Origin of the sequence: Rhodoblastus acidophilus (assembly GCF_025961575.1) — a bacterium.
Classification (GTDB): Bacteria; Pseudomonadota; Alphaproteobacteria; order Rhizobiales; family Beijerinckiaceae; genus Rhodoblastus; species Rhodoblastus acidophilus_C.
Genome location: NZ_JAOQNX010000008.1, coordinates 1 through 20,906, shown reverse-complemented (window position 1 = coordinate 20,906; position 20,906 = coordinate 1). Strand labels below are relative to the sequence as shown.

Annotated in this window: 21 protein-coding genes; 10 read left to right on the top strand and 11 right to left on the bottom strand. The window is 65.0% G+C overall.

What is annotated here, in order from left to right:
- Nucleotides 1-143 precede the first annotated feature (143 nt).
- Both prmC and htpG read right to left on the bottom strand, forming a co-directional pair.
- Nucleotides 144-1,049, bottom strand: coding sequence for a peptide chain release factor N(5)-glutamine methyltransferase (prmC, locus tag M2320_RS07240; RefSeq protein WP_264596694.1), 906 nt, complete (start codon nucleotides 1,047-1,049; stop codon nucleotides 144-146).
- 78 nt (nucleotides 1,050-1,127) lie between these two features.
- Nucleotides 1,128-3,020 carry a molecular chaperone HtpG gene (htpG, locus tag M2320_RS07235; protein ID WP_264596693.1) on the bottom strand — a complete coding sequence of 631 codons (1,893 nt, stop codon included), beginning with the start codon at nucleotides 3,018-3,020 and terminating at the stop codon, nucleotides 1,128-1,130.
- Between the two features lie 126 nt (nucleotides 3,021-3,146).
- Between htpG and M2320_RS07230 the strand changes: the two genes are divergently transcribed.
- The 3 genes from M2320_RS07230 to M2320_RS07220 all read left to right on the top strand — a co-directional run bounded on the left by M2320_RS07230 (nucleotide 3,147) and on the right by M2320_RS07220 (nucleotide 5,246).
- Entirely contained in the window at nucleotides 3,147-3,500 is a 354-nt protein-coding gene (locus M2320_RS07230) for a DUF2794 domain-containing protein (protein WP_425540666.1), read from the top strand.
- A gap of 347 nt (nucleotides 3,501-3,847) precedes the next feature.
- Nucleotides 3,848-4,066, top strand: a complete 219-nt coding sequence (locus M2320_RS07225) for a hypothetical protein (RefSeq protein ID WP_264596692.1) — start codon at nucleotides 3,848-3,850, stop codon at nucleotides 4,064-4,066.
- Between the two features lie 91 nt (nucleotides 4,067-4,157).
- Complete coding sequence (locus tag M2320_RS07220) at nucleotides 4,158-5,246, top strand: helix-turn-helix transcriptional regulator (protein ID WP_264596691.1); 1,089 nt, start codon at nucleotides 4,158-4,160, stop codon at nucleotides 5,244-5,246.
- Nucleotides 5,247-5,263: 17 nt separating this feature from the next.
- Here the strand turns inward: M2320_RS07220 and M2320_RS07215 are convergent, their stop codons facing one another.
- The 3 genes from M2320_RS07215 to M2320_RS07205 form a co-directional block, all read right to left on the bottom strand.
- Nucleotides 5,264-6,325, bottom strand: a complete 1,062-nt coding sequence (locus M2320_RS07215) for a helix-turn-helix transcriptional regulator (RefSeq protein ID WP_264596690.1) — start codon at nucleotides 6,323-6,325, stop codon at nucleotides 5,264-5,266.
- Between the two features lie 142 nt (nucleotides 6,326-6,467).
- Nucleotides 6,468-7,673: a DUF5666 domain-containing protein gene (locus M2320_RS07210; protein ID WP_264596689.1), complete on the bottom strand. Its 1,206-nt coding sequence runs from the start codon at nucleotides 7,671-7,673 to the stop codon at nucleotides 6,468-6,470.
- Nucleotides 7,670-8,521 carry a DUF6502 family protein gene (locus M2320_RS07205; protein ID WP_264596688.1) on the bottom strand — a complete coding sequence of 284 codons (852 nt, stop codon included), beginning with the start codon at nucleotides 8,519-8,521 and terminating at the stop codon, nucleotides 7,670-7,672. The genes M2320_RS07210 and M2320_RS07205 overlap by 4 nt, the downstream gene beginning before the upstream one ends.
- A 331-nt stretch (nucleotides 8,522-8,852) precedes the next feature.
- On the opposite strand from M2320_RS07205, the gene M2320_RS07200 reads away from it, so the two are divergent.
- Nucleotides 8,853-9,098, top strand: coding sequence for a helix-turn-helix transcriptional regulator (locus M2320_RS07200; RefSeq protein ID WP_264596687.1), 246 nt, complete (start codon nucleotides 8,853-8,855; stop codon nucleotides 9,096-9,098).
- A 6-nt stretch (nucleotides 9,099-9,104) separates the two neighbouring features.
- On the opposite strand, the gene M2320_RS07195 is transcribed toward M2320_RS07200, so the two are convergent.
- Complete coding sequence (locus M2320_RS07195; RefSeq protein ID WP_264596686.1) at nucleotides 9,105-9,743, bottom strand: septation protein A; 639 nt, start codon at nucleotides 9,741-9,743, stop codon at nucleotides 9,105-9,107.
- A gap of 5 nt (nucleotides 9,744-9,748) precedes the next feature.
- On the bottom strand, nucleotides 9,749-11,008 hold the full coding sequence (gene ftsY / locus M2320_RS07190) for a signal recognition particle-docking protein FtsY (protein ID WP_264596685.1): 1,260 nt from the start codon (nucleotides 11,006-11,008) through the stop codon (nucleotides 9,749-9,751).
- Nucleotides 11,009-11,111: 103 nt separating this feature from the next.
- On the opposite strand from ftsY, the gene M2320_RS07185 reads away from it, so the two are divergent.
- The 4 genes from M2320_RS07185 to M2320_RS07170 all read left to right on the top strand — a co-directional run bounded on the left by M2320_RS07185 (nucleotide 11,112) and on the right by M2320_RS07170 (nucleotide 14,855).
- Nucleotides 11,112-11,879, top strand: coding sequence for an RluA family pseudouridine synthase (locus M2320_RS07185; RefSeq protein ID WP_264596684.1), 768 nt, complete (start codon nucleotides 11,112-11,114; stop codon nucleotides 11,877-11,879).
- A gap of 100 nt (nucleotides 11,880-11,979) precedes the next feature.
- Complete coding sequence (locus M2320_RS07180; protein ID WP_264596683.1) at nucleotides 11,980-13,062, top strand: AI-2E family transporter; 1,083 nt, start codon at nucleotides 11,980-11,982, stop codon at nucleotides 13,060-13,062.
- Between the two features lie 59 nt (nucleotides 13,063-13,121).
- Nucleotides 13,122-14,156: an aspartate-semialdehyde dehydrogenase gene (locus tag M2320_RS07175; protein ID WP_184429528.1), complete on the top strand. Its 1,035-nt coding sequence runs from the start codon at nucleotides 13,122-13,124 to the stop codon at nucleotides 14,154-14,156.
- Nucleotides 14,157-14,339: 183 nt separating this feature from the next.
- Nucleotides 14,340-14,855 carry a phosphate-starvation-inducible PsiE family protein gene (locus tag M2320_RS07170; protein WP_264596682.1) on the top strand — a complete coding sequence of 172 codons (516 nt, stop codon included), beginning with the start codon at nucleotides 14,340-14,342 and terminating at the stop codon, nucleotides 14,853-14,855.
- Here the strand turns inward: M2320_RS07170 and M2320_RS07165 are convergent.
- The 4 genes from M2320_RS07165 to M2320_RS07150 are packed head-to-tail and all read right to left on the bottom strand — an operon-like array spanning nucleotide 14,820 to nucleotide 18,870.
- Nucleotides 14,820-15,914 carry an NAD(P)/FAD-dependent oxidoreductase gene (locus M2320_RS07165; protein WP_264596681.1) on the bottom strand — a complete coding sequence of 365 codons (1,095 nt, stop codon included), beginning with the start codon at nucleotides 15,912-15,914 and terminating at the stop codon, nucleotides 14,820-14,822. The genes M2320_RS07170 and M2320_RS07165 overlap by 36 nt on opposite strands.
- A complete protein-coding gene (locus tag M2320_RS07160; RefSeq protein ID WP_264596680.1) occupies nucleotides 15,907-16,683 on the bottom strand; it encodes an enoyl-CoA hydratase in 777 nt (258 codons plus the stop codon). The genes M2320_RS07165 and M2320_RS07160 overlap by 8 nt, the downstream gene beginning before the upstream one ends.
- 1 nt (nucleotide 16,684) lies before the next feature.
- On the bottom strand, nucleotides 16,685-17,671 hold the full coding sequence (gene mmsB, locus M2320_RS07155) for a 3-hydroxyisobutyrate dehydrogenase (RefSeq protein ID WP_425540667.1): 987 nt from the start codon (nucleotides 17,669-17,671) through the stop codon (nucleotides 16,685-16,687).
- Nucleotides 17,672-17,724: 53 nt separating this feature from the next.
- Nucleotides 17,725-18,870, bottom strand: a complete 1,146-nt coding sequence (locus M2320_RS07150) for an acyl-CoA dehydrogenase family protein (RefSeq protein WP_264596678.1) — start codon at nucleotides 18,868-18,870, stop codon at nucleotides 17,725-17,727.
- A gap of 20 nt (nucleotides 18,871-18,890) precedes the next feature.
- Here M2320_RS07150 and M2320_RS07145 point away from each other — a divergent pair, with 20 nt between their 5' ends.
- Nucleotides 18,891-19,067 (top strand): hypothetical protein, encoded by a 177-nt coding sequence (locus M2320_RS07145; RefSeq protein WP_264596677.1) that lies wholly within the window; start codon nucleotides 18,891-18,893, stop codon nucleotides 19,065-19,067.
- Nucleotides 19,068-19,110: 43 nt separating this feature from the next.
- On the top strand, nucleotides 19,111-20,607 hold the full coding sequence (locus M2320_RS07140) for a CoA-acylating methylmalonate-semialdehyde dehydrogenase (protein WP_264596676.1): 1,497 nt from the start codon (nucleotides 19,111-19,113) through the stop codon (nucleotides 20,605-20,607).
- Nucleotides 20,608-20,906 lie beyond the last annotated feature (299 nt).

The window sequence follows — 20,906 nt, the reverse complement described above, 5'->3', positions numbered from 1 at the left end:
CGCGATACGTCAACGCAACCTGGTATTTGCTTGCAAGCAGACTAGACGTTTTCTCTCGTCAAGCCAAGCGCAAAGTGCAATTTGAATTGACGATGCGATAAATGCGCAGGCCGCGCGATGGTTCCGGCGGACAGGTTCACGCCTCAACTTTCGATGGCGATGACGCGGTCGCGTCCGCCAAGATCGCGCCGGCAGGAAAGCTGCGCAAAATCTTGGGCGCGAAACAGCGCGGAGACGTCGGCGCCCTGGCGCCAGCCGATTTCCAGGCAGGCGACGCCGCCAGGCCGCAGGAGGCGCTTGAACTCCAGCGCCAGCAGGCGATAGGGCGCAAGGCCGTCCGGCCCGCCGTCGAGCGCCAGCAGCGGATCGTGGTCGCGCACCTCGCCGTCGAGCTCTGCAAGCTCTGCATGGCTGATATACGGCGGATTGGACACGATCAGGTCGAAGGGACCTTTCAGCGCGGCGGTCCAGTCGCCTCGAATCACAGTTGCGCGCGACGTTAGGCCGCACCGCGCCAGATTTTTCTGCGTCGCCGCGCAGGCGTCGGGCGAGAGGTCGACGCCAATTCCAAAAGCGTCGGGCCGCGCGTCCAGCAGGGCGCACAAAATGGCGCCGGAGCCGACGCCGAGGTCGAGAATGCGCGGATTATTCAGTCCCTTGCGCGCCATCAGCTCCAGCGCGGTCTCCACCAAAACTTCGGTGTCGGCGCGCGGGTCGAGCACGTTGGGCGCGACCAAGAGATCGAGGCCGAAGAAATTGGTCTGCCCGGTGATTCGGTTGACCGGCTCACCCGCGATACGGCGCGCGGCAAAATTTTGCAGCGTCGCGGCGGCGGCGCCCAACGCTTCGTCGCCCCGCGTGAGCAAAGCGAGGCGACCCAGGCCGGTCGCCGCCTCCAGAAGGATGCGCGCCTCCAGATCGGCCGGCTCCTTCCCCGCGGCGGCGAGGGCGCGCGCAAGGCGAAAGCGGGCGGTCGACAGGGTGTCGTCGGATGCGAAGCCGGCGAGGTCCATCTTCATGCCGTCATGGCCGGGCTTGCTCCCATCCACGCGGCGCCGCCACGCGGGTCGGCGTCATGCCCGGGACAAGCCCGGACACGATGTTCGTCTGCACACAGGATCGGCGCGTCACGCCCCCGCGGCCTTGCCGAGCACGCGGATCAGGCGGGCCGCGAAAGCGCTGGAATCGTGCGGCTGTTCGCCGTCCATCAGCCGCGCCTCGTCGAACAGCAGCCAGACCGCATCCTCGAACAGGGCGGTATCGCCGGTCTTGTCCTCCAGCGCCACCACCAGCGGGTGGGTCGGATTGATTTCGAGCACGGGTTTGGCCTTTTCCGGCGCCTGCCCGGCCGAGGCCAGGATCTGCTGCAGGCGCAGGTCGAGGCCGAATTCCGGCGCGATTAGGCAGGCGGGGCTTTCGGACAGGCGATCCGAGACGCGCACGTCTTCGACCACGCTCTCCAACACCCCCTTGGCGGCGGCGACGAATTTGGCCGTGGCCGCCGGGTTCTCGTCCTTTTTCTGCGAGTCGTCGACGAGGTCGATGTTCTTGATGTCGGCCGCCCCTTGCGTGATCGACTTGAACGGCTTGCCGTCGAAACCGACCGCGTTCTGCACCCAGAACGCATCGACGGGATCGCTGAGCAGCAAGACTTCGACGCCGCGGGCGCGAAACCCTTCGAGTTGCGGGCTGGCGGCGACACGCTCCGCGCCATCGCCGGCGATGTAATAGATCGCGGTCTGGTTGGTCTTGAGGTCGGCGACGTATTCGGCCAGCGACCGGCCGCCTTCCGGCTTGGCGGTGGTGGCGAACCGCGCCATTTTCAACAGGGGATCGCGGCGCTCGGGGTCTTCGTACAGGCCCTCCTTGAGGACGGGTCCAAAATGCTTCCACACCTCGGCGAATTTTTCCGGCTCGTTCTCGGCCAGTTTGGTCAGCTCCTGCAGCAGGCGGTTGGCCACGCCTTTCTTGATCGCCGCATAGACCTGGTTCTGCTGCACCAGTTCGCGCGAGACGTTCAGCGGCAGGTCGGGCGAATCCACGACCAGGCGGATGAAGCGCAGATAGCCCGGCAGCAGGTCGGCGTCTTTCGAAATCAGCACGCGCCGCGAATAGAGCTTGGCCTTGCCTTTCCGGTTGGGGTCGAACAGGTCGAAGGGCCGCGAGCCCGGCACGAAGGCGAGCACCGTATATTCGGCGCGGCCTTCCGCCCGCCAATGGATGGTCAGCGCGGGATCGTCGAACTGCCCAGAAATGTTCTGATAAAAATCCTTGTACTGTTCCGGCGTGATCTCCGCCTTGTTCTTGGCCCAGAGCGCGGCGCCCTCGCCGATGCGGCGCGGCTCCTCGCCGGGTTTCTCGATCAGGTCGATCGGGGTGGCGACCGCGCTGGAATGTTCGGAGATCAGCCGCTCGATCTTGTACGGTTTTAAAAACTCTTCCTTCGCCTCGGTGTTGAGGTGCAGGACGACGCGCGAGCCGCGCGCGGGGGCGTCCTCAAGCGCCAGGGGCGAAATCTCGTAATCCCCCTTGCCGTCGGAGGTCCAGCGCCAGGCCTGGTATTCGCCGGCGCGGCGGGTGTCGACGACGACGCGATCCGCGACCATGAAGGCGGAGTAGAAGCCGATGCCGAACTGGCCGATCAGCTCGGCGGCGCCGGGGGAATTTTCAGCGGCCTTCATCTTTTCCAGGAAGGCGCGGGTGCCGGAATTGGCGATGGTCCCGAGCGCGGAATTGAGTTCCTCGTGGTTCATGCCCACGCCATTGTCGATGACGCTGAGCGTGGCGGCTTCGGGGTCGAGCGCGACCTGGATCGAGAAGGCGGCGCCATCCTCGGCGAGCGCGGCGTCGGTGTTGGCTTCGTAACGCAGCTTTTCGCAGGCGTCGGCGGCGTTGGAAATCAATTCGCGCAGAAAAATGTCGCGTTCGGAATAGATCGAATGCACCATCAGGTGCAGCAGGCGGGCGACATCGGCCTGGAAGGCATGCTTTTCGGCGGGGGCTGCGGTCTCGTCCGTCATCTTCTCCTCGTATGCTTGGACTGGAGTTCTCCGGCCGCTCATATCGGGCTTTGCAGGCGGATTTCAACCCTTGCATGACAGGCGAAAGCGGTTCATCCTTTTCTCGTCCAAAGTTCAGGCGGCCGAGTGGATCAGGAGCAGACCGAGCCCATTTGTCAGCTTTTCCGGCTGTCGCCGCCCGAGGCCGCGACGGTCGGCTTCGATCGGCGCGAATTGCAGGCGATCCTCAATCTCTACGGCCGCATGGTGGCGCAGGGGATATGGCGCGACTACGCCATGGATTTTTCCCCGCAGCGGGCGATTTTCTCGATTTTCCGCCGCACCGGCGAGGCCGCCTATTACCGCATCGTCAAGGAGCCCAAGCTCGCGCGCAGGCAGGGCGCCTATTCGGTGGTGGCGCAGACCGGGCTGATCCTGAAGCGCGGACCGGATCTGCACAGGGTTCTCGCTGTCCTGGAGAAGCCGCTCGCCGTCGTCTAGCCGGTTGCTGCAATTTGTTTATATAGAACAATATAGTAGCCCTCACCCTGAGGAGCCCGCCTTGGCGGGCGTCTCGAAGGGCGGGGGCGGACCACGGGTTTTTCAGCAGCCTTCCACGCGGTCCCGCTTGGTGTGACCCAAAAACGACAATCGCGCCGGAATATGCAACAGCTTTTCTCAATGCCGCCGCCTTCACCCATTTGGGTGAGGCGTCGGGCTTTCTGATATGATTAGAAAAGGCGAATGTTTCTGATCGCGATGGGGGGGCTGGCATGCGCGATTTCCGGAAGTTGGACTCCAGTTCCGCAGAGGTTTGCGCGCGGGACGAGAAGGAGGCAGGCAAATATATGGTCTGCGTCGGCGGCTATCCGCGGGCGGCCCTGCCGTCTTTCGCCGCTGCCGAACGCCGCGCCTGGGACCTGCTCAGGGTCGAGCCGCTGTGTGATGTCTCGATTTATGAGGTCGAGACGGGCATCCACTTCGACGTTCCCGACATCCCGCGTCTTGAAGAAGGCGTGATGCCCGGCGTTTTCGATGCGTTTTTCGGCCTGCACGAGATGAGGTGAAGGGCCCGATTGGACATTTTGGCGCCATCCGTTAGATTTTGATCATCTAACGGAGCGATTCGTCACGGGCGGGTCGCCATTTGAAGCTGAAATGTTCGACCCCGATTCCTTTATCGACCGCATCTACGAAGCCGCCATCGTTCCCGAAGCCTGGCCTGAGGTGCTGGAAGCCATTTCGGCTCCGGCGCGTTCGGTCGGCGGCGTGCTGTTCACCGCCAACATGCATTATCAAGGCTGGACCGCCTCGCCGGACTTCGCGCCGCTGTTCCAGGATTTTCTCACGACCGGATGGAGCGAGCGCAACCAGCGGCGCCAGCGCGGCCTCGACCGGATGCTGCGCGGGTTCTTCACCGATCTCGATCTCTTCACCCAGGAGGAGATCGAGTCCGATCCGAGCTACGATTATCTGCGCGGCGTGGGCTGCGGAATTTGCGCGGCGCTGGCCGCGCCAGTGCCGAGCGGCGACGTGATCGCCTTCAGCTGGGAGCGCAGCGTCGAGACCGGCCCCTACGAGCCCGAAACGCTCCAGGCGCTCAATCGGATCGCCCCGCACCTGCAACGGGCGGCGCTGATCGCCGGGCGGCTCGGCCTGGAGAAGGCGCGGGTCGCCGCCGAAACCATGCGCGCCATCGGCCTGCCCGCGGCGGTGCTGGCGCATAGCGGCAGGATTTTGGTCGCCAATGATCTGTTCACGCCCTTAATTCCTGGCGTGGTGCAGGACCGCATGGCGCGCGTCGCTTTCGTCGACGCGCGCGCCGACGGCCAATTCGAGCATATTCTCGGGCGGTTGCGGGGCGGGCGCCTGGTCGCCGATCAGGTGCAGTCGCTGCCGATCGCCGCCCAGGAGGGACGCTCGCCCATGGTCGCCCATGTCGTTCCGATCAAGCGCCGGGCCGCGGATGTGTTTTCGGCCGCGCATTGCATGCTGGTCGTCACCGAGCTCACGGCCTGGGCCTCGCCGCAGGCGGCGCTGATCCAGGGGCTGTTCGACCTCACGCCGGCGGAAGCGCGGGTCGCGCAGGGGATCGCCGCCGGGGCCCAGCCGGCCGACATCGCCCGCCAGCAAGGCGTGGGCGTCGATACGGTGCGCACCCACATGAAGGGGGTTTTTGCGAAAACCGGGACCTCCCGGCAGGCGGAGCTGGCCCTGCTGCTGAGGGGGACGGTGCTCAAGGCCTGAAACGCGCCGCCGCCAACTTATGACAATCGCGCGATCAGGGCCGCCAGTTCGGTCTGGCTGCGCACGTTCATCTTGTGCATCGCCGTTTTCAGATGGGTTCGGACGGTTCCCAGGCCGATCTGCAGACGCGCGGCGACGCCCTCGACATTGAGTCCGGTGGCGATCAGGGCGGCCACTTCGGCCTCGCGCTGGGTGGCGCCGAAAGCGGAGCGCAGCCCGCACAGCAGGGCGTCGCTCAGGTCAAGGCGGCGCGCCGTGTCGACCAGCGCCACGACGGCGCTGGCGGAACAGAAAATGTCGCGCGCGTCGCCGTCGACCGGCATGGCCACCAGCAGGTAGCGCGCCGCGCCCTGGCCGTCGTCGATCCGCTCCATGGTCGGGCGGAGATGGCGAATGGCCCGGCTGATCGCCTGGTCGACGCGCTTCTGGTCGAGCGGCGACGCCGAGGTCAGGCGTCCGTTGACCAGACGCACCGGCCCGCTCAGCGCCTGTTCGGCTTCGGCGTTCATGCCGATCACCCGCCCGTCATAGTCGAGGCGGAACACCGCTTCGCCGCGCCGTTCATAAGGCGCCGCCTGCGCTTGCGCGCGCAGCCGCGTGAATTCCTGCGCCACAAGGACGGCCGCCTGCAGGTGCGGAATGACCGTGGCGAATTCGGCCAGTTCGGCATCGTCATAGGGACGCAGGCGGGGGTCGCGAATGATGTTCAAGGCGAGCGGCGCATTGCTGATGTTCAGGACCGGCGTCGCATAGCGTTGGGTCATGTCGTTCGGCCGCATGAATTCATTGTAGAACGGATCGCGCCGGGCCTGGCGCAGCCAGTCGGCGTGCAGGGTGTGGGAAAAGCCGGATTTCCCGGGTTCGAGCAGCACATGGAGCTGCGACATCGGCGGCGCCTTGTTGGCGAGGAAGGCGCTGGCGCGCTCGTCCGGCGGCGCGAAAATATAGGGGCGCTGATTGGCGAACCGGCAGAGATAGATGAGCGAAGCGCCCATGGCGTCGGAAATCGCCCGCATCGCCGGCGCCACGGAGGTCTGCGTCGCGCAGGCGGTCAGCAGCGCGCGCGAGGCTGAGTGCAAGGCTTGCGATCGACGGCTCAAACCCCTGTCACCTCATCGAAATGCTTTCGCTCTTCCTAAAGGTTAAGCTTGGGGATGGGAAGCGCGCAGAGCGCCGCAGGGTCAATCAGCCCGCTTGAGTGCGGACGGCCGGGCGGAGACTTCAGCGGCGCCCATGGCCGCCGTGGCCGGGCCAGCCGGGGGGCGGATCGGAATGGGTCTGGGGCGTCGCCGGCCCGTTGCGACCGTCGCCCCAATTTCCCCGCGCGGGCGTGCTCCCGCTGTCGGCATTGTTCGACGCCGGCGCGCCGCCGCCGCGCCAGCCGTCGCTCGCGCCGCGCCCGCCCGCCGCCGGCGCGTCCCCGCGCATTGCGGGCTCGCCGCGCTTGTCGGTCCGCGCGTCCGCCGGCCGGGCCGGCGAGGCGCCGCGTTGCTGCGGTCCGCCCGCGCTCGGCGGCGTCGTGTCGGGCTCGGCGATGGGGCGTTGCGCGGTGGCGGTCATGCCGCCGTTCGGGCCGATTGTGACCATGATCACCGCGCGCCCCGACGCCGACCCCGCCGCGCCCCGCGCCGCCGCGACCAGGCCCGAGCCCATGCGCAATTGATCGCCGCTGCGCGCGACATAGCTCTCGAGGCACAGGCGCCGGACGTTCGGCAGGGCCGCGCCTTCGGGGTCGGGCGTGACGGAGACGACCGCCGGCTTGCCGTCGAGCCGGCCGACCCGGGCGAGAACGCGGCACCCCTCCAGGCTCGGGTCCAGATTGACGAGCGCCAGTCCGCCGATCCGCGCCACCCCCTTCTTGACCCGGACCGGCCCGGCGACCTGCGCCAGGGTAGTGTCGCGGTTCTGGATATGGCTGGCGTGAATGACGCCGCCGAGGTCGCGCAACCCGCTGACCGCGATCCACTGGCCTTTGCGCAAATGCGCGGCTTCGACGAAATGCGTGGCCACGGTCTGGCCCAGCACAATCAGCCGGCCCGGCGCCGCGTGTTCGATGGGGCCGACCACTTCGCTGGTGACGATGATGCGGTCGGTTTCAAAACCGGCGCCGTCGCTGTTGGCGACCGTCTGCACGACCTGGCCGATGCGAAGCTCCGCCGGGGTCGCCGGGCGGCCGTCGATTTCCACCCGCGTCAGCAAGGAATAGCCGATGCGCATGTCGTTGACGACGATCGAGCCGAATTTGCGGATCGTTCCGACGACGCCGGTCCCGCCGATGCCGCGATCCTCGTCGGGATCGGGGCGAGCGCCGGGCGCGCCCGTGCCGCCAATGCCGCGGTCGCGGTCCCGGCGGCCGCCGAGCGCTTCGCCGGCGAGAAGCGTGAGCGCCGCGCTGAACAGGGCTCGGCGGGAGAGGCTTGTGGTCATGCCGGCGCGTTTTCGTCGGGGGCTTTGGGGGGACGGCCGTCGGGCTCGGCATAGACGTAGACGCCGAAAATCCACCGCGTGGAGCCGCCGCCATCGGCGTCGCAGCGCGCCAGCGCCTCGCGGTTGGCGGCGAGCAGGGCGTCGTTGGCTTTCTCCCTGGACAACGCGATCAGGGTTTGCGCGGTTTCTTCGGACAGGCCGTCATAATGAACGGCGCGCTCGAACCAGGGCGGATTGGCGCTGGTGATGTTGGCGACGGCGGCGGCGATGTGGTCGTGGAGGTTGCGGCTGAAGTAATAGAGCTGCTGATCGTCGCCGATCGGCGGCGTCAGGGCGTTGACCAGAAGTCTGATGCGGCCCTTGGCGTCGATGGCGACGATGCGGCGCGCGAGGAAATCGTCGAGCAGGGCGCGCGCCTTCACGTCGCGCGTCACCGTCGCGACCAATTGCTCGAACGACGGCTTGCCCAGATCGGCGCTGCGATGGAGCGCGAGCGGCGCGCCCTTGGCGTCGCAATAGTCCTTGGAGCCCAGCCACAGCGCCAAGATTCGGCTGGTGCGCGACACGGCGCTCGGGGTGGCGCTGACCGGCGCGCCGGCGCCGCGCTGGCGGGCGACTTCGCGGCGGTTGACGCCGGTCAGGATGGAGACGCGGCTGTCCGTCTGCGGCTTGCCGGGCAAGGCGAAGTCATATTCGGCGACGTTGATGTAGAGTTCACGCAGAAGTTCGCACAGCGCCGGAAATGTCACGCCGGCCTTGATCAGAAACCGCACCAGCGGGCGCAGCAACTTGGCAAGGGGCGCGTGAAGTTTCGCGCCGGAGGGCGGAATCGGCTTTTCGTCCGGCATCATTTGTTCTTAAGAGCGGGGGAGAAGGGGAACAAGCCACGATTTCGACCCAATTGCATCGCAGCGTCCGGTGGTGTGCAAATGCCACACCTGGTGTGTGCCAAAAGCACACTTGACGTGTGCGAATCGCACACTTAAGGTTGTGTTAACCAATTGATGTCTCTGCGAACGCGTTGAGTTCAGGGCGTCTTTGGTCCGGTTGGTTGTGTTGCGTGCGAGGGCGCCGCCGCGGCGGCGAAGTTTTTGCGCGCGGGAGCTTCATCCCCCGTGGCTCCAGCGCGCTGTCGCGACCCGGCTCCCCTCAGGCCGGGCCGCTCATCCGGAGAGCAGAATGCGCAGCCTTCAGACCCGCGTCGAGTCAGTGATGGACGTTTTCACCGAGCCCGCCAGTGAACGCGACGCGATGGACATCCGCAAACTGCGCTGGTCGCATGGCCTGACCCAGCAGGAAATGGCCGATGGCCTGAATATCTCGCTGCTCGAAATGGAATATATCGAATCCGGCTATTGCCGCGTGCCCGAGGACACCCGCGCCGCGATCCTCGCATTTTTGAAAAGCGCGGTCCCCGTCGCCTGACGGCGCTCAAAAATGCTCCTTCTCCTCCTCGGCCTTGACCTCGTGCTTCATGATCAGCGGGGTCTGGGCCAGGGCGAAGACCAGGGTGAGCGGCATGATCCCGAAACTTTTGAAACCGGTCCAGACGTCCCAGCTCTGCGTCAGGCGCACCGCTTCGTTCAGGCCGGCGAGCACGAAAAAGAACACGCCCCAGCGCAGGGTGAGCTTTTTCCAGCCCTCCTCGTCGAGATGCAGCACGCTGTCGAGCGCGATGGGCAACAGCAGTTTGTCGAGGGCCAGTCCGATCAGCAGCGCGGAACCGAACAGCAGGTTCACGATGGTCGGCTTCAACTGAATAAACGTCTTGTCCTGAAAGGCGAAGGTCAGCCCGCCGAAGAACAGCACCGCGACCGCCGTCACCAAAGGCATGATCGGCCAGTGCTTGGTCAGCACCCAGGAGGCGACCAGCGCCACCACCACCGACGCCATCAGCACGGCGGTCGAGGTCAGGATCGCGACCTTTTCGGCGGGAAGTCCGGCGGGCAGGGCGGGCGCGACCAGCCAGGAAAACAGCGCGGGTTTGGAATTGGCGAGGAAGAACAGGACCAAAGGTCCCAGCTCCAGCCCGAATTTCAGCAGCGGATTGATTCTCTTGTTGGCTGGCATGCGGTCTACTCGTCAAAACCCGCGATGGCGCGGGCGAAGTCGCGGGCGGCGAAGGGCTCGAGATCGTCGGCCTGTTCGCCGACGCCAATGAAATGCACGGGAAGGTTGAATTTTTCCGCTATGGCGACAAGGATGCCGCCGCGCGCCGTGCCGTCGAGCTTGGTCATCACCAGGCCGGTGACGCCGGCCGTGCGCCCGAAAATCTCCACCTGACTCAAGGCGTTCTGGCCCACGGTGGCGTCGAGCACCAGCAGCACCGCATGGGGCGCCTCCGGGTCGAGCTTGGCCATCACCCGGACAATCTTGTCGAGCTCGGCCATCAGTTCGGTGCGATTTTGCAGCCGTCCCGCCGTATCCATCAGCAGGATGTCGACATTCTGCTCCCGCGCCGCCTTGATGGCGTCGAATGCGAGGCCGGCCGCGTCGGCGCCTGGCTCGCGGGCGATGACGGGCGTATTGTTGCGCGCCCCCCAGATTTTCAATTGTTCAATAGCGGCGGCCCGAAACGTGTCGCCGGCGGCGAGCATCAGGCTCTTGCCCTCGTCCGTAAATTTCTTGGCCAGCTTGCCGATGGTCGTGGTCTTGCCGGAGCCGTTGACGCCGACGACGAGGACCACAAACGGTTTTTTCGCCTCGTCGATCTCAAGCGGCAGGGCGACGGGGCCGAGCACGCGCTCGACCTCCTCCGCCAGAATGGCGCGCACCTCGTCGGGGGCGATCTGCTTGTCGTAGCGGCCCTTGCCGACGGTTTGCGCAATGCGCGAGGCGACGGTCACGCCGAGGTCGGCGCGCACCAGCACGTCCTCCAGATCCTCCAGCGTGTCGACCGACAGCTTTCGCTTGGTGAAAATGTCGGCAATGCCCTGGGCGATGGAGGAGGAGGAGCGCGACAGGCCTTCGCGCAGCCGCCGCCACCAGCTCTTTTTCTCCGCCATTTCGGGCGGAGAGGGCGGGGAAATTTCGGGCGACGCGGGGACGGGGGCTTCCAGCGGCGGCGCGGTCGGCTGCGGGTCGATGGCCGGCGGATATTCGGGCGGCGAAGGCGGCGCGACCGGCGAGGGCGTGGGAGCGGGCTCCGGCGCGGGGCCGGGCGGGACCGGCTGCGGAGGCGGGACCGGCTCGGGCTGCGGCGGAACCGGCTGCGGCGTTTCGGGGCGAGAAGGCGGCGAGGGCTCGGGCTGCGGCTCGGGCTTCTGCTCCGCGGCCGGCTTGGGGCGCACGCCGAACATGCGGGACATGAAGGTGGATTTCTGCTCTTCGCTCATGCGTAAAATTCTCCCGAGGCGAAGCCCTTCTCAGCGTAAGAGCTATCTGCGATAAGCGGGCATGGCCTGCCGCGCAATCCCTAAACGCCGAACCCTCGACTAAATGACCGCCGACGAGATTTCCGCCAGACTGCTCTATCGCGACGGGCTGATGCTGGTGGTGGACAAGCCCGCCGGCTTGCCCGTGCATCGCGGCCCCAAGGGCGGCGAATCCTTTGAGGATTCCTTCAAACATCTGCGCTTCGGCCTGCCGCGCGATCCCGCGCTGGCGCATCGGCTCGACAAGGACACTTCCGGGTGCCTGGTGCTCGGACGCCACCGCAAGGCGCTCGAAAAACTGATGAAATTGTTCAAGCAGGGCCGCATTGCCAAAACCTATTGGGCGGTCGTGCAGGGCGGCCCCGCCGAGGACGAAGGCTTTATCGATCTGCCGCTCGGCCGGCTCGACGCGACGCGCGGCTGGTGGATGAAGGTCGACCCGGCGGGACAGCCGGCGCAGACCCGCTGGCGTGTCCTGGGGCGCGGCGGCGATTTCTGCTGGCTGGAGCTGAAACCGTTGACCGGGCGGACGCACCAGTTGCGCGTCCATTGCGCGTCGCAAAATTTTCCGATCTTTGCCGATCCCATCTATGGCGTCGCGGCGCCGGATCAAACCCTGCACCTGCACGCCCGCGCCATTTCCATCCCGATTTCCGCCAACAAGCCGGCGGTCGAGGTCGAGGCCTGCGTTCCCGATCACATGAAGGCTTTGCTCGCCGCCTCCGGCTGGACGCCGGCGCTGGACGAAGCTGTGCTGGCGGCGCGCCGGGCGCGGGAGGCGGAGCAATTGCGCCGCGCTGACGAATCCGCCTCGAATCCGCCCGAAGCGTGACATTATCTCCGCGCGGAGAAACTGCGCCTCGCGCGCCGGGTTTCGCCCGCATATATGACTGTAGAACTGGCGCCCGTTTGGGGCTGAACATGGGCAGGTTATGGCCACCACACCGCTGAGTGCGAAACTTTCGTTTTCCTTTGTCGTCGTTTTCGCAACCGCCGTCTTCGTCTGGCTGCTGCTGCCGTTTTACGGCGCGATCCTTTGGGCCGCCATTTTGGCCATTGTCGTGAATTCCGCGAACAAGGGCTTTTTGCGCATGCTCAACGGGCGCAAGACGCCGGCCGCCGCGCTGTCGGTGCTGACCTGCGTGTGCATGTTGCTGCTGCCGGCCTCGATCGTCCTGGGCTCGCTGACGCGCGAGGCGACGAACCTTTATGTCGCCACGCGCGACCGCCAGTTCGATCCCGCCAAAACGCTGGAACAGGTCTGGGCGGCGATCCCCGACTCGCTGCGCGATTTCGTCGCCAACAACAATTTCATCGACGTCTCCGACCTGAAACAGAGCATCAATGCGCTGGTCGGCCAACTCAGCCAGATCATCGCCACGGGCGCGTTGAACGTCGGGCAGGGGACGGCCATGCTGCTCGTCAACATCCTCTTAATGCTCTACCTGCTGTTCTTCTTCGTGCGCGACGGCGCCGAGGTCATCGAGACCATCAAGAGCGCCAGCCCGTTCGAGCGCCGGCACACCGACCATTTCATCGAAAAATTCTCGGCGGTGGCGAAATCGACCGTGCTCGGCAGCATCATCGTCGCCATGGTGCAGGGCGCGATCAGCGGCCTGATGTTTTGGGTGGTCGGCATTCCCTCGGTGCTGGTCTGGTCGGCGGTGATGACCCTGCTGTCGCTGCTGCCGGCGGTCGGCGCGGCGCTGGTCTGGGGCCCCGCGGCGATCTATCTGATGGCGACCGGCTCGGTCGCCAGCGGCGTGATCCTCGCCGTGGTCTGCGGCGTCGCCAACACCGCCGTCGACAATTTTTTGCGGCCGCTGCTGGTGGGCAAGGGGATCAGGCTGCCCGATTATATCGTGCTGGTGGCGACGATCGGCGGCCTCGCCTCGTTCGGCGTGAACGGCCTCGTCATCGGGCCGCTGATCGCCACGCTGTTCTTTTCCGCCTGGTCGCTGTTCCGGGACGATTTGCGACGGCCGAAGGAAGAAGAACCGAAGTCCGGCCTATAAGGCGCATTGCCCTCACTCTCCCGATGCTGTAGGCAAACGGCTTACATCTGGAGAGGATCATGGGTTACAAGGTCGCTGTCGTCGGCGCCACGGGCAATGTGGGCCGCGAAATGCTGGATATTCTGGCCGAACGTCAGTTCCCGGCGGACGAAGTGGTGGCGCTCGCCTCCTCGCGCTCGATCGGCACGGAAGTCTCCTATGGCGACAAGACCCTGAAATGCAAGCACCTCGACACCTATGACTTTTCCGATGTCGACATCGCCCTGATGTCGGCCGGCGGCGATGTCTCCAAGGCGTGGTCGCCCAGGATCGGCGCGCAAAAGGCCGTGGTGATCGATAATTCCTCCGCCTGGCGTTACGACGCCGATGTGCCGCTGGTGGTGCCGGAAGTGAACGCCGACGCGCTCGTCGGCTTCGGCAAGAAGAACATCATCGCCAACCCGAACTGCTCCACGGCGCAACTCGTCGTGGCGCTGAAGCCGCTGCATGACGCCTTCGGCATCAAGCGCGTGGTGGTTTCGACCTATCAATCCGTGTCCGGCGCCGGCAAGGAAGGCATGGACGAGCTGTTCGCCCAGACCCGCGCCGTGTTCGTCTCCGATCAGGTCGAGAGCAAGAAATTCCCGAAGCGCATCGCCTTCAACCTCATCCCGCAGATCGACGTCTTCATGGAAGACGGATTCACGAAGGAAGAGTGGAAGATGATGGCGGAGACCAAGAAGATTCTTGATCCCAAGATCAAGCTGACCGCCACCTGCGTCCGCGTGCCCGTGTTCATTTCGCATTCCGAAGCGGTGAACGTCGAATTCGAAAAGCCCGTGACCGCCGACGAGGCGCGCAAAATCCTGCGCGAGGCGCCCGGCGTGCTGGTGATCGACAAGCGCGAGCCCGGCGGCTACATCACCCCGCACGAAGCGGCCGGCGAAGACGCGACTTACATTTCGCGCATTCGCGAGGATGCGACGGTGGAGAATGGCCTGGCCTTCTGGTGCGTCTCCGACAATCTGCGAAAGGGTGCGGCGCTGAACGCGGTGCAGATCGCCGAGGCGCTGATCAATCGCAAATTGCTGACGCCGAAGAAATTGGCGGCCTGATCGTTCGCATGGCCAGGGTTCGAGACGGCCGCTAAAGCCTCCTCACCTTGAGGGCGTTTCTATAATTTCTATAATCAAGTAGCCCTCACCCTGAGGAGCCGCCGGCAGGCGGCGTCTCGAAGGGCGAGGGCGGTCCACGAACCGCGCCGGCGCCGAGAGCGCCGTTTTTCGTCAGAGGCGCCGATGGAGCCGCGTGAATTCAGTGAATTGAAGCTGCCTGAGGGACTGCGTCCCTTCAACAATTTCGTCCTGGACCTGATGGCCTGGCTGAACGGCCTCGCGCATCTCGTGCTGGGACTGGCGCTCGGGGCGGCCGTGTTGCTGTTCACCTGGCTGTTCGTCCTGGACATCTGGACGGCGGTCGGCGCCGACAATCTGGCGCAGGGTTTTCTCCACGGCCTGGGCACGCTGATGCTGCTGTGGACGGTGTCGGCGCTGATCACCGCTGAAATCCGCTATATGCGCGGCCACAAGTTGAGCGTCGACACGTTTGTGGAAGTCGCCATCGTCGTGCTGGTGCGAAAATTGATCACCATGCCGGTGCAATCGACCCTGCCGAGCCCTCAAGACTTTTTGCTCTGGGTCGCCGCGGCGGTGCTGCTGGGCCTGATGTATCTCGTCGTCCGCTACGCGCAGAACATGGAGCCTCCGGAGAGCCATCCGTCACAGGCTGACGACATGCTCCGCAATCGCCAGTGACGACGTGAGGCCGGGGCTTTCGATGCCAAACAGGTTTATCAGCCCGGGAACGCCGTGCGCCTCAAAACCATCGATGCGGAAATCCGCCGAATCCTGGTCCGGTCCCACGATTTTCGGCCGGATGCCGCAATAGGCGGCGGCGAGTTTTTCCACCGGAGCTTCCGGCCAGTAGCGGCGGATGGCGTCGCCGAACATTTTGGCGCGCCGGGGATCGACATTGTAATTGATGTCGTCGATCCATTCGACGTCGGGGCCAAAGCGCGCCTGCCCGCCGACATCAAAGGTGAGGTGCAGGCCGACGCCGTGTTTCATCGGCATGGGATAGATCAGCCTCGAAAACGGCGCGCGTCCCGGCAGCGTGAAATAATTGCCGCGCGCGTAGCGCGTCTCCGGAATTTTTGTCGGATCGAGGCCTGCGATTTTTTGCGCGACGCGAGAGGCGTAGAGCCCGGCGCAATTGACCAGCAGCGCCGTTTTAAGCCGCATCGGCTCCGCCCCGCCGGCTTCGACCAGAATGCCGTCGTCCTCGACCCGCGCCGACAGGAACGGGGTCTTGAAGGCGAAACTCGCCCCCGCCGCCTCCGCATCGCCTTGCAACGCCAAAAAATAAGCGTGGCTGTCGAAAATACCGGTGGAGGGGGAGAGGATCGCGCCGACGCAGGCCAGCGCCGGCTCCAGCTTTTTCGCCACTTCCGCCGAAATCAGTTCTAAATCGTCGACGCCATTGGCGGCGCCCTTGGCCGCCAAAGCCTGCAAACCGGGCATTTCGCCGTCGTCCGCCGCCACCACCAGTTTTCCGCAGCGCTTGAACGCAACGCCCCGGCTCTCGCAATAAGCGTAGAGTTTTTTACGGCCGGCGACGCAGAATTTCGCTTTAAAACTGCCGGTCGGATAATAGAGCCCGGCGTGGATCACCTCGCTGTTGCGCGACGAGGTTTCCGAGCCGATGCGATCCGCCGTTTCCAGCACGACGACGCTGCGCCCGGTGAGCGCGAGGGCGCGGGCGACCGCGAGGCCGATCACGCCCGCGCCGACCACCAGGGCGTCGACGTCAGTCATGAGAAAAGCTCGCCGGACGTTTTTGCACGAAGGCCGTCATGCCCTCCTTCTGGTCGTTCATGGCGAAAGTCGCCTGGAACAGGCGGCGCTCGAAGCGCACGCCCTGCGCCAAACCCGTTTCAAAGGCGACATTCACCGCCTCCTTGTTCATGCGCGTCGACGGCAGCGACATCGAGGCGATCAGGGTCGCGGCCTCAAAGGTCTCGTCCATCAGGCGCTCGGGCGGGACGACGCGGGAGACGAGGCCGGAGCGTTCGGCTTCCGCCGCATCCATCATGCGGCCGGTCAACACCATGTCCATCGCCTTGGCTTTGCCCACGGCGCGGGTCAGGCGTTGCGAGCCGCCGATGCCGGGCATGACGCCAAGCTTGATCTCGGGCTGGCCGAATTTCGCATTGTCCGAGGCGATGATGAAATCGCAAATCATCGCCAGTTCGCAGCCGCCGCCCAGCGCATAGCCGGAGACCGCGGCGATCATCGGTTTGCGCACGCCCGCCAGCAAATCCCAGAGGTGAAACCAGTCCAGCCTGTGGGCGTCCATGTAGGACAGGTCAGTCATTTCCTTGATGTCGGCGCCCGCCGCAAAAGCTTTGGCGCCGCCGGTCACGACGATGCAGCCGATGCTCTCGTCCGCATCCAGCTCGCGCGCGGCGTCGGTGATATCGCGCGCCATCTGCACGTTCAGCGCATTGAGCTGCTTCGGCCGGTTGAGCGCGATCAGCGCCACGCGGTCGCGGCGCTCCACCAGAATTGTTTCATATTCGGCCATGTCAGCCCTCAGCAGCGCGTAAAAATTCGATGATACCGGAAAAATCCTTTTCCGCGCCTCCGTGGTTCACGAAAGCGTCGAAAATTTCCGCCGCGCGCCGGCCAAGCGGCGTATGCGCGCCGGAATTCGTCGCCGCCGACTGCGACAAGTTGAGGTCTTTCAGCATCAGCGGGGCGGCAAAGCCGGGAGCGTAATCGCGGTTGGCGGGGCTGGTCGGCACCGGGCCGGGCACGGGGCAATAGCTGGTCAGCGACCAGCATTGACCGGAGGCCGTGGAGGCGACGTCGAACAGGGCCTGATGCGTAAGCCCGAGCTTTTCGCCGAGGATAAAGGCTTCGGAGACCCCGATCATGGATATGCCAAGAATCATGTTGTTGCAGATTTTGGCGGCCTGACCGGCGCCGGCGCCGCCGCAATGCACGATCTTTTTGCCCATGGCTTCGAGGATAGGCTGCGCGAGCGCCACGGCGTCATCGGCGCCGCCGACCATGAAGGTGAGGGTCGCGGACACGGCGCCGCCCACCCCGCCCGACACCGGCGCATCCACCGATTTCAGATGGCGCTGCCCGGCGAGCGTGTGGGCGGTGCGGGCGCTTTCCATGTCCACGGTCGAGCAGTCGATCAGCAGCGCGCCCTTTTTAGCCGCGCGCAAAAGGCCGTCCTCGGCTTCAAGCGCCGCCAGCAGATGCCGGCCGGTCGGCAGCATGGTGATGATCACATCGGCTTGCGCGGCGGCCTCGGCGCTGCTTGGCGCGATGTCCACGCCGGCCTGCCGCGCCTTGTCCAGCGCGGCGTTGGAAAAATCGAAGCCGAGCACGCGATGGCCAGCTTTGACCAGATTGGCGGCCATGGGCCCGCCCATATTGCCGAGGCCGATGAAGGCGATTGTCATTGTTTCCCCCCTGACTGCCGTGGACCGCCCTCTCCTTCGAGACGCCGCCTGCGGCGGCTCCTCAGGATGAGGTCTATTTTTAGCGAACGCCCTCATGGTGAGGAGCAAGGCGCAGCCTTGCGTCTCGAACCATGGCCATGAGAGCGAACCTAACTTCTGCTCTCGATCAAATGCCGGGCGACGATCAGCCGCATGATTTCGTTCGAGCCCTCGAGAATCTGGTGCACGCGCAGGTCGCGCACGATTTTTTCGATGCCGTAATCGGCGAGATAGCCGTAGCCGCCGTGCAATTGCAGGGCGTCATTGGCGACGGAGAAACAGGCGTCGGTGACGAATTTTTTCGCCATGGCGCAGAGCGCGGTGGCGTCGGGCGTCTTGGCGTCGAGCGCGCTGGCCGCGCGCCACAAAAAGGTGCGCGACGCCTCCAGATCGATCGCCATATCGGCGAGACGGAATTGCAGCGCCTGGAACGTGTCGAGTTTTTTGCCGAAGGCTTGCCGCTCGCCCATATAGGCCACGGCCTTGTCGAGCGCCGCCGCCGCGCCGCCGAGCGAACAGGCGGCGATGTTGAGCCGGCCGCCGTCGAGCCCGGCCATGGCGATCCTAAAACCCTGGCCTTCCTCGCCGAGCCGGTTCGCCACGGGGATGCGGCAATCCTCACAAATGACCTGCCGGGTCGGCTGGGCGTTCCAGCCCATCTTTTTCTCATTGGCGCCAAAACTGAGCCGGTCTTTTTCGACGACAAAGGCGGTCAGGCCGCGCGCGCCCTCATCCGACGTGCGCGCCATGATCACATAGAGGTCGGAGACGCCGGCGCCGGAAATGAATTGTTTGACGCCGTCGAGCACATAAAAATCCCCGTCGCGCCGCGCCTTCATCTTGATCGCCGCGGCGTCCGAGCCCGCCGCGGGTTCGGTGAGGCAATAGGAGGCGAGCCGGTCCATGCTGCACAGCGCCGGCCCCCATTTTTCCCGCTGCGCGGCGTCGCCGAACCGGTCGATCATCCAGGCGCACATATTGTGGATGGAGAGATAGGCGGCGACGGTTGGGCAGCCGCGCGCGAGAGCTTCAAAAATCAGCGTCGCGTCGAGCCGCGACAGGCCGGACCCGCCTATGTCCTCCCGCGTGTAAATGCCGCCCATGCCGAGCGCCGCCGCCTCGCGCAAGACGTCGACGGGAAAATGCTTGCGCTCGTCCCAGTCCAGCGCATGGGGCGCGATTTTCTCGCGCGCAAAAGTCTGCGCCATGTCGGTGATGGCGCGGTGGTCGTCGTTCAGGGCAAAGAGATGGGGCATTATTCTATAGGAATGGCTCGATGTGGCGCCTTCTCCCCGCAGACGAGGAGAGGGGAGGGGAACTTACCAAGATTTCTTCAGCAGAAAACGCCCAGCAGCACACGTTGAGCCTGCGTATTTTCGGCAAGACTTTCGTCTTAATCGCTTCAGACCGTGGATTTACGCACATCGATTCCGCAGCGGCGCGCATTGCCTGAAGACGCCCGAACGCCGAGAAAGCAACAAAAAGGGAGGCGAAACATGCGCGAAGTCACGCACTTCATCGGCGGCCGGCACGTCAAGGGGACGTCCGGCCGCTTCGTCGACGGGTTCCAGCCGATGACCGGCGAGGTCATTTCGCGCGTGCCGCTCGCCTCCAAGGCGGAAGTGCGCGCGGCCATCGAAAACGCCCGCGACGCGCAGCCGGCCTGGGCCGCGACCAATCCGCAGCGCCGCGCTCGCGTGCTGATGAAATTCGTCGATCTCCTGAATCGCGACATGGACCAGCTCGCCGACCTCCTGGCGCGCGAGCACGGAAAAACCGTCGCGGACGCGCGCGGCGACATTCAGCGCGGCCTGGAAGTGGCCGAATTCAGCATCGGCATCCCGCATCTGCTCAAGGGCGAATATACTTCGGATGCCGGCCCCGGCATCGACCTTTACTCGCTGCGCCAGCCGCTGGGCGTGGTGGCGGGCATCACCCCGTTCAATTTCCCGGCGATGATCCCGATGTGGAAATTCTGTCCGGCCATCGCCTGCGGCAACGCATTTATCTTAAAGCCGTCCGAGCGCGACCCCGGCGTGCCATTAAAACTGGCGGAGCTGATGATCGAGGCCGGATTGCCCGCCGGCATCCTCAATGTCGTCAACGGCGACAAGGAGGCGGTTGACGCCATCCTGGACGATCCCGACATCCGCGCCGTCGGCTTTGTCGGCTCGACCCCGATCGCCGAATATATTTACACCCGCGGCTGCGCCCATGGAAAGCGCGTGCAATGTTTTGGCGGCGCGAAGAACCATATGGTGATCATGCCCGACGCCGACCTCGACCAGACCGTCGACGCCTTGATCGGCGCCGGCTATGGCTCGGCGGGCGAGCGCTGCATGGCGATTTCCGTCGCCGTGCCGGTCGGCGAGGCCACGGCCAACGCCCTGGTCGAAAAACTCATCCCGCGCGTCGAGGCCCTGAAAATCGGCCCGTCCACCGACGCCTCCGCCGATTACGGCCCGCTGGTCACCAAAGCGCATCTCGACAAAGTCCGCTCCTACGTCGATCTCGGCGTCAGCGAAGGCGCAAAGCTCTTGGTCGATGGACGCGGCTTCTCGCTGCAGGGCTACGAGAACGGGTTCTATCTGGGCGGCTGCCTGTTCGACGGAGTCACGCCGGACATGCGCATCTACAAGGAAGAGATTTTCGGCCCGGTGCTTTCGATCGCCCGCGCGGACAATTTCGAGACCGCGCTGCGCCTGTGCAACGACCATGAATATGGCAATGGCGTCGCCATTTACACGCGCGACGGCGATTCCGCCCGCGACTTCGCTGCGCGCGTCAATGTCGGCATGGTCGGCGTCAACGTGCCGATCCCCGTGCCGCTCGCCTATTACACCTTTGGCGGCTGGAAGCGGTCGTCGTTCGGCGATCTCAACCAGCATGGCCTGGACGCCGTGCGGTTCTACACCAAGACCAAGACCGTGACCTCGCGCTGGCCCTCCGGCGTCAAGGAGGGCGCGAGTTTTGTGATCCCGACCATGCACTGATTGCGGTGGGGGGACGGCGGCGGTCGGAAAGCAAAATCCGGGGAGCCCGCTCCGTCCTCCCAAGGGGGAGCAGTCTGCTGCGCAGCGTCCTCACCAAGAGCGATTTGTTATATAGAACAATGAGTAGCCCTCACCCTGAGAGTCTGTGACTTTTTCGATTGCTGACGCTCATGACAGCTGATTCATTGGCTTGTGAGGCCGGGGGCAGTTGTCATGAGCGAACTTTTTGATGACCTTGCCAATGTCGATCCGACCAAGCCCGCCGCGAAAGGCCGCGTGCGGCTGCGGGAGCCTTCGCG

What these genes read in the sequence shown, in the direction of transcription:
- M2320_RS07175 (WP_184429528.1), top strand. Translation starts at nt 13,122, where the DNA reads ATGGGTTACAAGGTCGCTGTCGTCGGCGCCACGGGCAATGTGGGCCGC.
- M2320_RS07150 (WP_264596678.1), bottom strand. Translation starts at nt 18,870, where the DNA reads ATGCCCCATCTCTTTGCCCTGAACGACGACCACCGCGCCATCACCGAC.
- M2320_RS07195 (WP_264596686.1), bottom strand. Translation starts at nt 9,743, where the DNA reads ATGCCAGCCAACAAGAGAATCAATCCGCTGCTGAAATTCGGGCTGGAG.
- M2320_RS07180 (WP_264596683.1), top strand. Translation starts at nt 11,980, where the DNA reads ATGGCCACCACACCGCTGAGTGCGAAACTTTCGTTTTCCTTTGTCGTC.
- M2320_RS07160 (WP_264596680.1), bottom strand. Translation starts at nt 16,683, where the DNA reads ATGGCCGAATATGAAACAATTCTGGTGGAGCGCCGCGACCGCGTGGCG.
- M2320_RS07200 (WP_264596687.1), top strand. Translation starts at nt 8,853, where the DNA reads ATGCGCAGCCTTCAGACCCGCGTCGAGTCAGTGATGGACGTTTTCACC.
- M2320_RS07170 (WP_264596682.1), top strand. Translation starts at nt 14,340, where the DNA reads ATGGAGCCGCGTGAATTCAGTGAATTGAAGCTGCCTGAGGGACTGCGT.
- M2320_RS07185 (WP_264596684.1), top strand. Translation starts at nt 11,112, where the DNA reads ATGACCGCCGACGAGATTTCCGCCAGACTGCTCTATCGCGACGGGCTG.
- M2320_RS07220 (WP_264596691.1), top strand. Translation starts at nt 4,158, where the DNA reads ATGTTCGACCCCGATTCCTTTATCGACCGCATCTACGAAGCCGCCATC.
- M2320_RS07210 (WP_264596689.1), bottom strand. Translation starts at nt 7,673, where the DNA reads ATGACCACAAGCCTCTCCCGCCGAGCCCTGTTCAGCGCGGCGCTCACG.
- M2320_RS07205 (WP_264596688.1), bottom strand. Translation starts at nt 8,521, where the DNA reads ATGCCGGACGAAAAGCCGATTCCGCCCTCCGGCGCGAAACTTCACGCG.
- M2320_RS07165 (WP_264596681.1), bottom strand. Translation starts at nt 15,914, where the DNA reads ATGACTGACGTCGACGCCCTGGTGGTCGGCGCGGGCGTGATCGGCCTC.
- M2320_RS07145 (WP_264596677.1), top strand. Translation starts at nt 18,891, where the DNA reads ATGTGGCGCCTTCTCCCCGCAGACGAGGAGAGGGGAGGGGAACTTACC.
- M2320_RS07140 (WP_264596676.1), top strand. Translation starts at nt 19,111, where the DNA reads ATGCGCGAAGTCACGCACTTCATCGGCGGCCGGCACGTCAAGGGGACG.
- htpG (WP_264596693.1), bottom strand. Translation starts at nt 3,020, where the DNA reads ATGACGGACGAGACCGCAGCCCCCGCCGAAAAGCATGCCTTCCAGGCC.
- ftsY (WP_264596685.1), bottom strand. Translation starts at nt 11,008, where the DNA reads ATGAGCGAAGAGCAGAAATCCACCTTCATGTCCCGCATGTTCGGCGTG.
- M2320_RS07225 (WP_264596692.1), top strand. Translation starts at nt 3,848, where the DNA reads ATGGTCTGCGTCGGCGGCTATCCGCGGGCGGCCCTGCCGTCTTTCGCC.
- mmsB (WP_425540667.1), bottom strand. Translation starts at nt 17,671, where the DNA reads ATGAGGGCGTTCGCTAAAAATAGACCTCATCCTGAGGAGCCGCCGCAG.